Annotated in this window: 10 protein-coding genes; 7 read left to right on the top strand and 3 right to left on the bottom strand. The window is 67.3% G+C overall.

The features are described 5' to 3' along the window. The first annotated feature begins 1 nt into the window (after position 1). The gene (locus AC1RM6_RS27245; RefSeq protein WP_493107205.1) at positions 2–1,570 is read left to right on the top strand and encodes a DHA2 family efflux MFS transporter permease subunit; all 1,569 of its coding nucleotides are present in this window, start codon (positions 2–4) and stop codon (positions 1,568–1,570) included. Positions 1,571–1,608: 38 nt separating this feature from the next. On the opposite strand, the gene AC1RM6_RS27240 is transcribed toward AC1RM6_RS27245, so the two are convergent. The 3 genes from AC1RM6_RS27240 to AC1RM6_RS27230 are packed head-to-tail and all read right to left on the bottom strand — an operon-like array spanning position 1,609 to position 4,123. Then, entirely contained in the window at positions 1,609–2,859 is a 1,251-nt protein-coding gene (locus AC1RM6_RS27240) for a threonine synthase (protein ID WP_493107203.1), read from the bottom strand. 54 nt (positions 2,860–2,913) lie between these two features. Further along, positions 2,914–3,405 carry a methylated-DNA--[protein]-cysteine S-methyltransferase gene (locus AC1RM6_RS27235; protein WP_493107320.1) on the bottom strand — a complete coding sequence of 164 codons (492 nt, stop codon included), beginning with the start codon at positions 3,403–3,405 and terminating at the stop codon, positions 2,914–2,916. Positions 3,406–3,448: 43 nt separating this feature from the next. Continuing rightward, entirely contained in the window at positions 3,449–4,123 is a 675-nt protein-coding gene (locus tag AC1RM6_RS27230; RefSeq protein ID WP_493107201.1) for a pyridoxamine 5'-phosphate oxidase family protein, read from the bottom strand. Positions 4,124–4,225: 102 nt separating this feature from the next. On the opposite strand from AC1RM6_RS27230, the gene AC1RM6_RS27225 reads away from it, so the two are divergent. The 6 genes from AC1RM6_RS27225 to AC1RM6_RS27200 all read left to right on the top strand — a co-directional run bounded on the left by AC1RM6_RS27225 (position 4,226) and on the right by AC1RM6_RS27200 (position 12,514). After that, a complete protein-coding gene (locus tag AC1RM6_RS27225; protein ID WP_493107199.1) occupies positions 4,226–5,128 on the top strand; it encodes a LysR family transcriptional regulator in 903 nt (300 codons plus the stop codon). A gap of 144 nt (positions 5,129–5,272) precedes the next feature. Then, a complete protein-coding gene (locus AC1RM6_RS27220; protein WP_493107197.1) occupies positions 5,273–7,390 on the top strand; it encodes a TonB-dependent receptor in 2,118 nt (705 codons plus the stop codon). A gap of 4 nt (positions 7,391–7,394) precedes the next feature. Beyond that, a complete protein-coding gene (locus tag AC1RM6_RS27215) occupies positions 7,395–8,795 on the top strand; it encodes an FAD-binding oxidoreductase (RefSeq protein ID WP_493107196.1) in 1,401 nt (466 codons plus the stop codon). A 240-nt stretch (positions 8,796–9,035) separates the two neighbouring features. Then, positions 9,036–10,337: a sugar MFS transporter gene (locus AC1RM6_RS27210; protein ID WP_493107195.1), complete on the top strand. Its 1,302-nt coding sequence runs from the start codon at positions 9,036–9,038 to the stop codon at positions 10,335–10,337. Between the two features lie 141 nt (positions 10,338–10,478). Next, entirely contained in the window at positions 10,479–11,084 is a 606-nt protein-coding gene (locus AC1RM6_RS27205) for a TetR/AcrR family transcriptional regulator (protein ID WP_493107193.1), read from the top strand. Then, positions 11,084–12,514 (top strand): efflux transporter outer membrane subunit, encoded by a 1,431-nt coding sequence (locus AC1RM6_RS27200; RefSeq protein WP_493107191.1) that lies wholly within the window; start codon positions 11,084–11,086, stop codon positions 12,512–12,514. The genes AC1RM6_RS27205 and AC1RM6_RS27200 overlap by 1 nt, the downstream gene beginning before the upstream one ends.

Below are 12,514 nucleotides of genomic sequence, written 5' to 3'. Positions count from 1 at the left end.
GATGGGTGCCCCTGCCGGCGCCGCCGGCAAGACAGGACAAGGTGGCATGGCGCCACTGCGCGGCGGCGCGCTTGCGCTGACCGCCTTCGCGCTGGCGCTCGGCACCTTCATGCAGGTGCTCGACGGCACCATCGCCAATGTCTCGCTGCCGACGATCGCCGGCAATCTCGGCGTCAGCACCGACAGCGGTACCTGGATCATTACCTCGTTCGCGGTCGCGAACGGGGTGGCGGTGCCACTGACCGGCTGGCTGATGGGCCGGTTCGGGGTGGTGCGGACCTTCTGCGTGTCGGTGATGCTGTTCACGGTCGCATCGCTGCTGTGCGGGATCGCCTGGAACCTGTCGTCGCTGATCATCTTCCGCATCCTGCAGGGCGCGGTGTCGGGGCCGATGATCCCGGGCAGCCAGGCGCTGCTGATCGCGATCTTCCCGCCGCACAAGCGCGCGACCGCGCTCGGCATCTGGTCGATGACGACATTGGTCGCGCCGATCATGGGGCCGGTGCTCGGCGGCTATATCTCCGACAATTACCATTGGAGCTGGATCTTCCTGATCAACCTCCCGGTGGGGCTGTTCGCCGGGCTGATCTCGTGGCGCTCGCTCAAGTCGCGCGAGACGCCGACCCGCAAACTGCCGATCGATACGATCGGGCTGTCGCTGCTGGTGGTGTGGGTCGGCGCGCTCCAGATCATGCTCGACCTCGGCAAGAATGACGACTGGTTCAACTCGCCGACGATCGTGGTCTGCACCCTCGTCGCCATCGTCGGCTTCGTCGTCTGGCTGATCTGGGAACTGACCGACGATCATCCCGCGATCGACCTGAGCCTGTTCAAACATCGCAACTTCCTGTTCGGCACGGTCGCGCTGTGCCTCGGCTATGCGGTGTTCTTCGGCTCGTCGCTGCTCCAGCCGCTGTGGCTGCAGACCCAGCTCGGCTATACCGCAACCTGGGCGGGGCTGGTCGCCGCCCCCAGCGGTGCGGTCGCGGTGCTGCTGACCCCGTTCGTCGCGCGCGCCAGCGGCAAGATCGATGCGCGCTGGCTCGCGACCTTCGCCTTCGCCGCCTTCGGCGCGTCCTATTTCATGCGCTCGGGCTATACGACCTATGCGAGCTTCTGGAGCCTGGCGTTGCCGCTGTTCGTCCAGGGCGCGGCGATGAGCACCTTCTTCCTGTCGCTGGTGACGATCTCGCTCGACGGCGTCCCGCCCGAGAAACTGCCTTCGGCGACCGGCATCACCAATTTCGTGCGCATCACCGCGGGCAGCTTTGCGGCGTCGATCGTCACCACCGCCTGGGACCGGCGCGAGACGCTCCACCAGAGCCGGTTGTCGGAAAGCTTCACCGCCTTCGCGCCCGGCTATGACCAGGCGCTGGCAGGATTCGGCCATCTCGGCGCGACCGCGGTCCAGGGCGCCGCGGTGATCACCCGCCAGATGGTCAACCAGGCCTATCTGTTGGCGACGACCGACATCTTCTGGGTCTGCGGCTGGCTGATGGTCGGGCTGGTCGGCACCGTCTGGCTCACCCGCCGTCCGGCGCCGGCCGCGGGCCCGGTGGCGATGGATTGACGGCAAGCCCTCTCCCGCGACGCGGGAGAGGGCGGCGTTCAGAGCTTTGCGAAGTCGATCGGCCCGTTGAGGTCGATCGTCCCCGAAAGATCCTCGAGCGGATATTTGAGGCCGGCCGCGCAGTTGAACAGCAGCACCTTGTCGTCGGCGGCGACATAGCCGGCCTTGAGCGCCAGTTCGGCGGCCGCCAGCGTCGCGCCGCCTTCGGGGCAGAGCAGCAGCCCGTCTTCGCGGCCGACCCGCACGACCGCCTCGGCGATCGCCGCATCGGACACCGCAAGCGCTCGCCCGCCGCTTTCGCGCACCGCGTCGAGGATCAGGAAGTCGCCGACCGCCTTGGGCACGCGGATTCCCATCGCGATCGTGTGGGCGCCCTCCCAGCGCTCGGCATGGCGCTGGCCTTCGTCATACGCTTTGACGATCGGGGCGCAGCCCTCGGCCTGGACCGCGAACATCTTGGGACGCTTCGACCCGATGAAGCCGAGCGCCTCGAGCTCGTCGAATGCCTTCCACATGCCGATCAGCCCGGTGCCGCCGCCGGTCGGGTAGAAGATCGCGTCGGGCACGTCCCAGCCGAACTGCTCGGCGAGTTCGAGTCCCATCGTCTTCTTGCCTTCGATCCGATAGGGCTCCTTCAGCGTCGACAGGTCGAACCAGCCATTGGTCTTGGCGCCTTCGCCGACCAGCGCGCCGCACTGGTCGATCAGCCCGTTGACCCGATAGACCCGCGCGCCTTGTGCGGCGATCTCGCGGACGTTGATCTCGGGGGTGTCGTCGGGACAGAAGATCACCGCCTCGATCCCGGCCCGGCTGGCATAGGCCGCCGCCGCCGCGCCGGCATTGCCGTTGGTCGGCATCGCGATCGTGGTGACGCCCAGTTCCTTCGCCATCGCGATCGCCATCACCAGCCCGCGCGCCTTGAACGATCCGGTTGGCAGCCGGCCCTCGTCCTTGACCAGCAGATCGGTGAAACCGATCCGCTTGCCGGTCGCTGGCAGCGGGATGATCGGGGTTTCCTGTTCGCCGAGGCTGACGATGTTCGCGGCGTGGCGGACCGGCAATATCTCGCGGTAGCGCCACAGGTCGCGGGGGCGCTCGTGCAGCGCCGCCTTGGTGAAGGCTGCCCTGGCGGCGTCGAGATCGTAACGCACCAGCAGCGGCCGTCCCGCCGCCGACAGGCCGTGGAGCCGGTCGGCCTCGTAGCGTTCGCCGGTCAGCGAACATTCGAGATGGGTGACGAAGGTCGGCCGCTCGGGAAAGCCGGCGATGTTGCTATGGGGCTCGGTCATGCCGAGGCTATGCCTTGGCCGCAGGCACCTTGCCAAGCCTTGCGCACCGCAGCTTCACAGCAGTGTGCCGCGCCGCTCCAGTCCCAGCAGCCGCTCCTTGGCGGCGAGGCCCCCGGCAAAGCCGGTCAGCGCACCGCTCGATCCGATCACCCGGTGACACGGCGCGATGATCGAGATCGGGTTGCGGCCATTGGCGGCGCCGACCGCGCGCGACGCGCTCGGCCGGCCAATCTGGCGGGCGATCTCGCCATAGCTGCGGGTCTCGCCGAACGGGATCGTCAGCAGCGCCGCCCACACGCTCTTCTGGAAATCGGTGCCGTTGAAATCGAGCGGGACGTCGAACCGCTCGAGATCGCCGGCGAAATAGGCGGTGAGCTGCCGTGTGGTCTCGGCCAGCACCGGATGCGCCGTATCCTCGACCAGCGCGCCGAGCCGCACCCGGTCGGGATCGTCATTCTCCCACAGGATCGCCGCGAGGCCCTTGTCGCTCGCGACGAGCTTGAGTTCGCCGACCGGCGAGTCGATCAATGTGTAGCTGTAGGTCATGGCCCGTCCTTTCTCGCGCAGCGGGCCGCCGATGGCCAGCCCGCTATGGTCGATCCTGGATCGCACGCCCCGCCTTCTCCTGCACCCCGACCCTTGCTTTCAAATCGGCGAGTTCGTCGCGCAAGGCTTCGTTGTCCGCCTCGGCCTGCGCCAGCCGGTCGCGGAGCGGCGCCACCGCTTCGGCGATCTCGGCCTCGGTGAAGCGCGGGGTGATATGCTGTGGGCAGTTCCAGTCGAACGCGTCGAGATGGAGCAGCATCGCCCGCTCGGGCTTGGCGCGATAGGCCGGATCGGCAACCGCTGCGGCGAGCGCGGGATCGTCGGCGAGCTCTCGCAGCTCGACATGCGCATAGATCTTCATCCGGCGGCGGTTGGGATAGTCCATCAGGATCAACGCGGCGCGATCGTCGTCGGCGATGTTGCCGACGCTGATATATTGGCGGTTGCCGCGATAGTCGGCGAAGGCGAGGGTGCGGTCGTCGATCACCCGCAAAAACCCCTTCGGCCCGCCGCGATGCTGGACATAGGGCCAGCCGGTTTCCGACACCGTCGCGATATAGAAGCTGTCGCGCGCGGCGATGAAGGCGGCCTCGGCCGGGGTGAAGCGATCGAAGCTGCGGTCGGTCTTGATGTCGCGCCACATGTCGGCACTGCCCATTGCGGCCTGGGCCGCCTTGACGCTGGGCGTGCTGGCGATGTCGAGAAAACCGTAGCGCATATCGTCCTCCACCATCTGCGATGGATTGGATATGAACCTTTGAAGTTAACTGCATAATCGACTATTTTTGTAAGTCATCCTACCATATATTGGAATAATGAGATGGACAGGTTCGAGGCGATGGCGCTGCTCGTCGATGCGGTCGACGGCGGCAGCCTGTCGGCGGCGGGGCGCCGGCGCAACATGCCGCTGCCGACGGTCAGCCGGAAGATTTCGGACCTCGAGGCGCATCTCGGCGCGCGGCTGCTGATCCGCTCGACCCGCCGCCTGGCACTGACCGATGCCGGTGCCGCTTATGTGGCCGCGGCGCGGCGCATCCTCGACCAGACGACCGAGGCCGAAAAGGCCGCCGCCGGCGAATATAGCGCCCCCAGGGGCGACCTCGTCCTCACCGCGCCGATCCTGTTCGGTCAATGGCATGTGCTGCCGATCGTCACCGATTTCCTCGCGCTCTATCCCGAGATCAACGTGCGGCTGACGCTTTCGGACGGTATCGCCCATCTCGTCGACGAGCATGTCGACATGGCGGTCCGGATCGGCGCGCTGCCCGACAGCAGCCTGACCGCGACCTGGGTCGGATCGCTGCGCTATGTGATCTGCGCCAGCCCCACGCTGCTTGCCGAGCAGGGCGAGCCGGCCAGCCCCGCCGATCTGGCCGGGCGTGCCTGCGTCTCGCTCGACCGGACGGTGGCGGCGACGTCATGGCCGTTCCGCCGCGCCGGCGCCAAGGCCGACCAGATGGTGCCGGTCGCGGTGCGGCTGTCGGTCAGCACCGCGCAGGCGGCGGTCGACGCCGCGATCGCCGGCACAGGTTTCGTCAGGCTGCTGTCCTACCAGGTGGCGCCGGCGGTCGCGCGCGGCGACCTGCGAATCATCCTCGCCGACCATGAACCCGCGCCGATTCCGGTCAGCCTGGTCCATGCCGGCCAGGGTATGCTGCCGATCAAGATGCGCAGCTTCCTCGATTTTGCCGCGCCGCGGCTGCGGGCGGTGCTGGGCGGCTGACGCGGCTGGCCGACGACGATCCGGGCCCCGACTGGTCGAGGGCATGCGGCGGTCGGCAAGGCTCAGGGGATTCCCCGCCTTTCGGACATCCGGTCCGCCTGATCAAATCCGGATCGACCGAAGGCGCCGGAGGGGGAGGATCACATGCGCTTCGCCATCCTGCTCGCCGCCGGCTGCGCGTCGATGACCCCGAGCGGTGCGGCTGTATTCGCCCGGACCGCCGCGCCGGTCGCGGAGACCGCAGCGGTCCCCGGCGTCGGGGGCGAACTGATCGTCACCGCCCGTCGCCGCGAGGAATTGCGCGAGAATGTGCCGATCGCGGTCAGCGCGCTGAGCGGCGAGGCGCTCAGGCAGCGGCAAATCTATGCGGTCAAGGACATCGCCGCCTATGTTCCTGGCCTCAACATAACCTCGGACTCGGTCGGCCGCGCCTTCGTTTCGATCCGTGGCATCGGCACCACCCTGATCGACACGGTCCAGCCCGGGGTCGGCATCTTCATCGACGGCATCTACCAGCCCAGCACCTCCTATCTGAACAGCCCGCTGGTCGATGTCGCCCGGGTCGAGGTGCTGCGGGGGCCCCAGGGCACCTTGTTCGGCAACAATACGCTGGGCGGCGCGATCAACGTGATCACCCGCCAGCCGGGCAACGACCTCGAGGGGCGGATCGACGGCGCTTTCGCCGGCCCCGACGATTTCAAGTCGCTGTCGGGCACGATCAGCGGCGCGATCGTCCCCGACAAGGTGCAGGTCCGGGTCGGCGCCGCCTATCATCACCAGGACGGTTTCCAGACCAACAGCCTCGCCGGGGGCGACCAGAATCCGCTGACCCAGAAGAGCGTCAACGGCACCGTCCGCCTGCTGCCCGCCGAATGGGCGACCTTCACGATCAACGGCAATTACGACCGGGTCCATGGCGGCAATAGCGGCTATCTCGGCGTCACCGGCCCGACCGACCATAGGCTCGACAACGGCACCAACCAGCGCAGCCTGGCGACGATCGAATATCGGGGCGCCAGCGCGAAGGGCGAATTCGACGCCGCGGGGATCGGCACGAAGATCACCGCGGTGCTCGCCTATAACCACCGCACCTCGGACGCGTCGAATGACGGTGATTATGGTCCGGTCGATTTCATCCGCTCATCGGTTCACTCGAAGCTGACCACGAAAACCGTCGAACTGCGCTTCGACACCCGGTGGAGCGACAGCATCTCGACCCTGATCGGGGTCTTCGCCAACAGGTCGATCACCGATTCGAACATGCTCACCCGGATCGTGCCGCGCGGCATCGCCACCCCGGTGTCGATTCACGCGCTCAACGAGGGGCAGGCGCTGTTCGGCACCGTCTTCATCCAGCTCGCCCCGACTCTCGACCTCGCGGTCGGCGGCCGTTTCGACCATCAAAAGGTCGACGCCAGCAACGCCGCCACTGCCGGTGCCTATCGAAAGGACGAATTCCAGCCGCGCGTCACCTTGTCGAAGACATGGACCCCCGGCGTCATGACCTATGCCTCGGTCGCGCGCGGCGTGCGCGGCGGCGGCCAGAATGGTCCGGGCGCGCCCAACCTGATCTACAAGGGCGACAGCGTGTGGACTTATGAGCTGGGCGCCAAGTTCGCCGGCGCCGACCATGTCTTCTCGCTCGATACCGCCTTGTTCTACAACGACTATGACGATTTCATCGGCCAGAATTCGCTCGCGCCGAGCACCACCGGCGCCGGCTTCGTCGCGATCAACCTCAACACCGGCCATGTCACCAGCTATGGCTTCGAGGCCGAGGCGCATATTCGCCCGACCAGCAACTGGCGGATCGATGGCGGCCTGACCCTGCTCCACGCGCGGATCACCAACGACGATCCCTATTTCGCGACGACGAAGACCCATGTGTCGACCGACCACATCATCTTCACCCCCGACTGGAACTTCAACCTGAGCACCAGCTACAAGGTGCCGCTGGGCGACGATGCGCTGCTGTTCGATGCCGGGATCGTCGCCAAGGGCAGCCGCTACGGATCGTCGCTCGATCCCATGGTCGCGCCGAAGCTCGCCTCCTATCATCTCGTCAACGCCTCGGTGACCTTCGACCTCGGTCGGAGTTTCTCGATCGCCGCCTTCGGCACCAACATCTTCAACGAGAAATATATCGAGAGCTATATCGACAAGTCGGCGCTGACCCGTGCAGGCTTGGCGGCGATCGCGCGCAATCTCGCGCTGCAGGGTGATCGCCGCCGCTATGGTGTGCGCGGCACGGTGAGGTTCTAAGGCCATGGGGGTTCCCGTCGACCATATCCGCACGCCGGTGCCCGAGGGGTTTCTGGACCAGCTCGCCGTCCGGTTCGGCGGGCGGCTGCAGACCGGCGAGGCCGTCCGCCTGCAGCACGGGTCGAGCGAGACCCATTTCGCGGCAATGCTGCCCGATGCGGTGCTGTTCGTCCATTCGACCGAGGAGGTGGTCGATCTGGTCAGGTTGTGCGCCGCCGCCGGGGTGCCGATCGTGCCGTTCGGCGCGGGCACCTCGCTCGAGGGCAATGTCACCCCGGTGCGCGGTGGGATCAGCGTCGACATGAGCGAAATGAACGCGATCCTGGCGGTCAATGCCGAGGATTTCGACTGCACCGTCCAGGCCGGGGTCCGCCGCGAACAGCTCAACGAATATCTGCGCGACCAGGGGCTGTTCTTCCCGATCGATCCCGGCGCCAACGCCACGATCGGCGGCATGGCCTCGACCCGCGCCTCGGGCACCAATGCGGTGCGCTACGGCACGATGCGCGAGGCGGTGCTGTCGCTGCGGGTGGTCACCCCCGACGGCCGCGAGATCCGGACCGCGCGGCGTGCGCGCAAGTCTGCGGCGGGCTACGACCTTACCCGGCTGATGATCGGCGCCGAAGGCACGCTCGGCATCATCACCGAGGTGACGTTGCGGCTCCACGCGATCCCCGAGGCGATCTCGTCGGCGGTGTGCAGCTTCGCCACGCTCGCCGGTGCGGTCGATACCGTCGTCCAGTCGATCCAGCTCGGTATTCCGCTCGCCCGGGTCGAGATCCTCGACGATGTCCAGATGCGGGCGGTCAACCGATGGTCGAAGCTCGATTATCCCGAACTGACCACCCTGTTCTTCGAATTCCACGGTTCCGAACGCTATGTCGCCGAACAGATCGAGACGATCCACGAACTCGCGCGGGCCAATGGCGGCAGCGAATTCCGTTGGTCCAACCGTCCCGAGGAACGTTCGAAGCTGTGGAAGGCGCGGCACGAGGCCTATTATGCGGCGGTCAATATGCGCGCCGGCGCGATCGGCTGGGTGACCGATGTCTGCGTGCCGATCGGCCGGCTGGCGCAGTGCATTATCGAGACCAAGCAGGATCTGCTCGCCTCGCCGATCCCCGCGACGATCGTCGGCCATGTCGGCGACGGCAATTTCCATGTGATCTTCGCGATCGATCCGAACGCGCCCGACGAGATGCACGCGGTCGAGGCGATCAACGCGCGGCTGGTCGCCCGTGCGCTGGCAATGGACGGCACCTGCACCGGCGAACATGGCATCGGCATCGGCAAGCAGGCGGCGCTGGTCGACGAACTCGGCGACGCGGTCGATCTGATGCGGATGATCAAGCGCGCGATCGATCCCGCCGACCTGTTCAATCCGGGCAAGATCTTCCAGCGCTGATCAGTCCAGCAGCGGTTGAGCTGCAGTCGGCTCGGGCACCTGGAAAACGCCGACAAATGAACCCGCGCATTGCCGAGACCGCACCGCGATAACCGGGCGCCGAATGGCCAGCCAGGAGCGTTGCATCCGACGTCCCGTCAATTCGTGTTGCGAGCGTGCCAAGGCCGAGACCGTCGCACGATTGACGGCTGTCGATATACTCCTACAACACCGCGCAAAGACGATAGCAAGAGAGGCTGTGTGGCAGGACCGATCGGACAAAGCGCGGGGGGCAGCACCGCCTCCGCATCGGGTGGTGGTGCGGCCTACGGCCCGGCGCTCGCCTTGCTCTCCAGCCTCTTCTTCATGTGGGGCTTCATCACCGTCATCAACAACACCTTGCTGCCGCATCTGCGCGCGGTGTTCGATCTCAGCTACACCCAGACGACCCTGATCGAATCGACCTGGTTCATCGCCTATTTCTTCGCGTCGATCCCGGCCGCGCGGCTGATCGAGCGGATCGGCTACAAGAAGGCGATGGTCGCCGGGCTCGGGATCATGGCGGCAGGGGCGCTGCTGATGGTGCCCGCCGCGCGCATCCCGTCTTATGGGGTGGTGCTGACCGCGCTGTTCGTGATCGCCAGCGGCATCACCATACTCCAGGTCGCCGCCAATCCCTATGTCGCGGTGATCGGCCCCCCCGAGACCGCGTCGGCGCGGCTCAACCTGGTCCAGGCGTTCAACTCGATGGGCACGACCCTCGCGCCGCTGTTCGGGGGGTATCTGATCCTCGGCCGCAGCGTGTCGGGCACCAGCCATGACGGCGCGACGCTGACGATGGCGCAACGGGTCGCCGACGCGCAGTCGGTGCAACTGCCTTATATCCTGGTGGCGCTGGTGCTGCTGGTGCTCGCGGTCGTGATCGCCCGTTTCCCGCTGCCGAGCTTCGGCGCGTCGAACCGGCGCGCGGCCGCCGAGGAACGGCGCGGCATGTCGCTGTGGCGGCACCGCAACCTGGTGTTCGGCATCCCGGCGATCTTCATCTACCTGATCGCCGAGATCGGGGTCAGCAACCTGTTCATCAACTTCGTGTCGGCCCCCGCGATCGGCAATCTGACCCACGAACAGGCCTCGCATTATCTGTTCCTGCTGTGGGGCGGGATGATGGTCGGCCGTTTCCTCGGCAGCTTCGTGATGCGCCGGGTCTCGGCCGAAAAGGTGCTCGCGGTCGCAGCCGCCGGGGCCTGTGCGGTGATGCTGGTCGCCGCCACCGCCCATGGTCCGGCGGCGATGTGGGCGTTGATTTCGGTCGGGCTGTTCCATTCGATCATGTTCCCGACGATCTTCACCCTCGGCATTCGCGGCCTCGGTCCGCTGACCGAGGAAGGATCGGGGCTGCTGATCATGGCGATCGCCGGTGGCGCGCTGGTGATCGTCCAGGGCTGGCTCGCCGACCGCTACGGCCTGCAGGCGTCCTTCTTCCTGACCGCCGCCTGCGAACTCTATGTCCTGTTCTATGCGCTGTGGGGCTCGCGGGTGTCCGCCGAGCACAAGCAGGCCTGAACCGCCGGCGTCGGCGGGCCTGTCCCGCCGGTCATCGCGCCAGCGATCTGGTTGCGCCTGGCGGATGGCCGCGGTCCGGTCGTCGATCGGATGACGGTTCGTATCTTGAACTGAACCCATGGGTTCGGATAAAGGCCGGCGATGCGCACCCGGACCGACGCGAAGCGACTCGAAATCCTGGCGGCAGCACGCGCCGAATTCAGCGCGCGTGGTTTTCATGAGACCCGGCTTGCCGATGTCGCCCAGCGCATGGGCAGTTCGAAAGCGACGATCTACAATTATTTCCCGTCCAAGGGCGCGCTGCTCGGGGCGACGCTGGCGGCCGCCGCGATCCCGCTGACCGCGGCGCTGCGCGCCAATTTCGAAGCGGCCTTGCCGTTTCCGGAGAAGCTGACCCGCTTCGCCCGCGGCTATGTGGCGATGCTGACCGGCGAGACCCCGATCGCGCTGCAGCGCCTGCTGATCGCCGAGAGCGGCAAGTCGCGCGCGATCTCCCGTCCGCTCTACGAGCGCCCCGATCTCCATGCCTGGCCGCATCTCGCGCTGCTGTTCCGCGAGGAGCAGAAGGGCGGGATGCTGATCGACGGCGACACCACCGAGATGGCGCGCCATTTGTGCAACCTGCTCCATGGCGACCTGCCGCTGCGTCTGTTGTTCGGCGAGAACGACGTCTTCACCGACGCCGAAAAGGACGCCTCCGCCGATTCCGCTGTGCGGATGTTCCTCGCGGCCTATGCTGTAGGATGATGATGCGACCCCGCCTTTCCCTGCCGTTCCTGTCGCTGGCCGCGATGCTCGCGCTGCCGGGATGCGTCTCGAACCGCCTGCCGACCCCCCAGGTGGCGGTCCCCGGGGGGTTCGAAGGGCCGCAGGCCGCGGGCACCGCGGCTTCGGCCCAGGTGATCGATCGCTGGTGGCTGTTGTTCGGCGACGACCAGCTCACCGCGCTGATCGACCAGGCGCTCGCTTCGGCTCCCGATGCGCGCACAGCCTTCGCGCGGCTGCGCGAGGCCGAGGCGGTCCGCCGCGGCGCGCTCACCAGCTATAATCCCCAGGGTAACCCGACCGCGTCGATCAGCCGCAGTCATACCGATGTCAGCGGCATTCCTGCGGCCGGGGCTCAATCGCTCGGCGCGGGCAACACCAGCGTCGTCAATGCCGGTTTCAATGTCAGCTGGGAGGCCGATCTGTTCGGCCGCCGCGCGGCGGCGCGGACCGCCGCCGACGCCGATCTCGCCGCGGTCCGCTTCGACTATGAGGCGACCCGGCTCAGCCTCGCCGCCAATGTCGCCTCGCAGCTGTTCGCGGCGCGCGGACTGGCGGCGCAGGTCGTCGAAGCGCGCGAGACGTTGCGGATCGCCCAGGAACTGGCGCGGATCGGCCAGTTGCGCGTCACCAGCGGCATCGGTTCCGAATCCGACGCCGCCCGGCTCGACACCCAATATGCCACCGCCCGCTCCGATCTCGCCCGGCTCGAGGCGCAGCTGACGACCGCGCGCCGCACGCTGCTGGTGCTGCTCGGCCGCGGCACCAGCATGATCGATACGCTGCCGATCGACGCCAGCCTGCCGGCGCCGCCGCGCCCGCCCGTGCTGACCCCGGCGGCGGTGATGGAGCGGCGGCCCGATGTCCGCGAGGCCGAACAGCGGCTGCGCTCGGCCGCGGGGTCGCTGCGGCTCGACCAGCTCGCGCTGTTTCCGCGGCTGACCCTCCAGCCTGGCGCCACCGTCACCAAATTGCTGAGCCCGACCAGCTACACCGAAAGCGCCTGGTCGCTCGCCGCCGGGCTGTTCGTGCCGATCCTCGACCGCGCGCGGCTGCTGTCGCAGATCGGCGCCTCGACCGCGCGCGGCGAGCAGGCGGTGGTCGCCTATGAAAATGCGGTGCAGTCGGCCTATGGCGATGCCGAGAACAGCCTGACGACCTTGAGCGCGGACCTCGCGCGGCTCGACCATCTCGTCTACGCCGAACAGCGTGCGGCCTATGCCTTCAACGCCCAGCAACAGGGCTACAAGGCCGGCATCGTCGCGCTCGACACGCTGCTCCAGACCGAACAGACTTGGCGCAGTTCGCGGGTCGCCCTGGTCGTGCTCAGGACATCGACGCTGACCGATGCGGTGACCAGCTTCAAGGCCCTGGGCGGCGGCTGGACCCCCGATATGAAGACCGGAGGCTGA

The sequence above is a fragment of the Rhizorhabdus sp. GW822-FHT03C02 genome, from assembly GCF_058801765.1.
Note: the sequence above shows the minus strand (reverse complement) of the source record. Positions and strands in the feature narration are given on the sequence as shown.

What these genes read in the sequence shown, in the direction of transcription:
- AC1RM6_RS27205 (WP_493107193.1), top strand. Translation starts at nt 10,479, where the DNA reads ATGCGCACCCGGACCGACGCGAAGCGACTCGAAATCCTGGCGGCAGCA.
- AC1RM6_RS27220 (WP_493107197.1), top strand. Translation starts at nt 5,273, where the DNA reads ATGCGCTTCGCCATCCTGCTCGCCGCCGGCTGCGCGTCGATGACCCCG.
- AC1RM6_RS27200 (WP_493107191.1), top strand. Translation starts at nt 11,084, where the DNA reads ATGATGCGACCCCGCCTTTCCCTGCCGTTCCTGTCGCTGGCCGCGATG.
- AC1RM6_RS27230 (WP_493107201.1), bottom strand. Translation starts at nt 4,123, where the DNA reads ATGCGCTACGGTTTTCTCGACATCGCCAGCACGCCCAGCGTCAAGGCG.
- AC1RM6_RS27215 (WP_493107196.1), top strand. Translation starts at nt 7,395, where the DNA reads ATGGGGGTTCCCGTCGACCATATCCGCACGCCGGTGCCCGAGGGGTTT.
- AC1RM6_RS27225 (WP_493107199.1), top strand. Translation starts at nt 4,226, where the DNA reads ATGGACAGGTTCGAGGCGATGGCGCTGCTCGTCGATGCGGTCGACGGC.
- AC1RM6_RS27240 (WP_493107203.1), bottom strand. Translation starts at nt 2,859, where the DNA reads ATGACCGAGCCCCATAGCAACATCGCCGGCTTTCCCGAGCGGCCGACC.
- AC1RM6_RS27245 (WP_493107205.1), top strand. Translation starts at nt 2, where the DNA reads ATGGGTGCCCCTGCCGGCGCCGCCGGCAAGACAGGACAAGGTGGCATG.
- AC1RM6_RS27235 (WP_493107320.1), bottom strand. Translation starts at nt 3,405, where the DNA reads ATGACCTACAGCTACACATTGATCGACTCGCCGGTCGGCGAACTCAAG.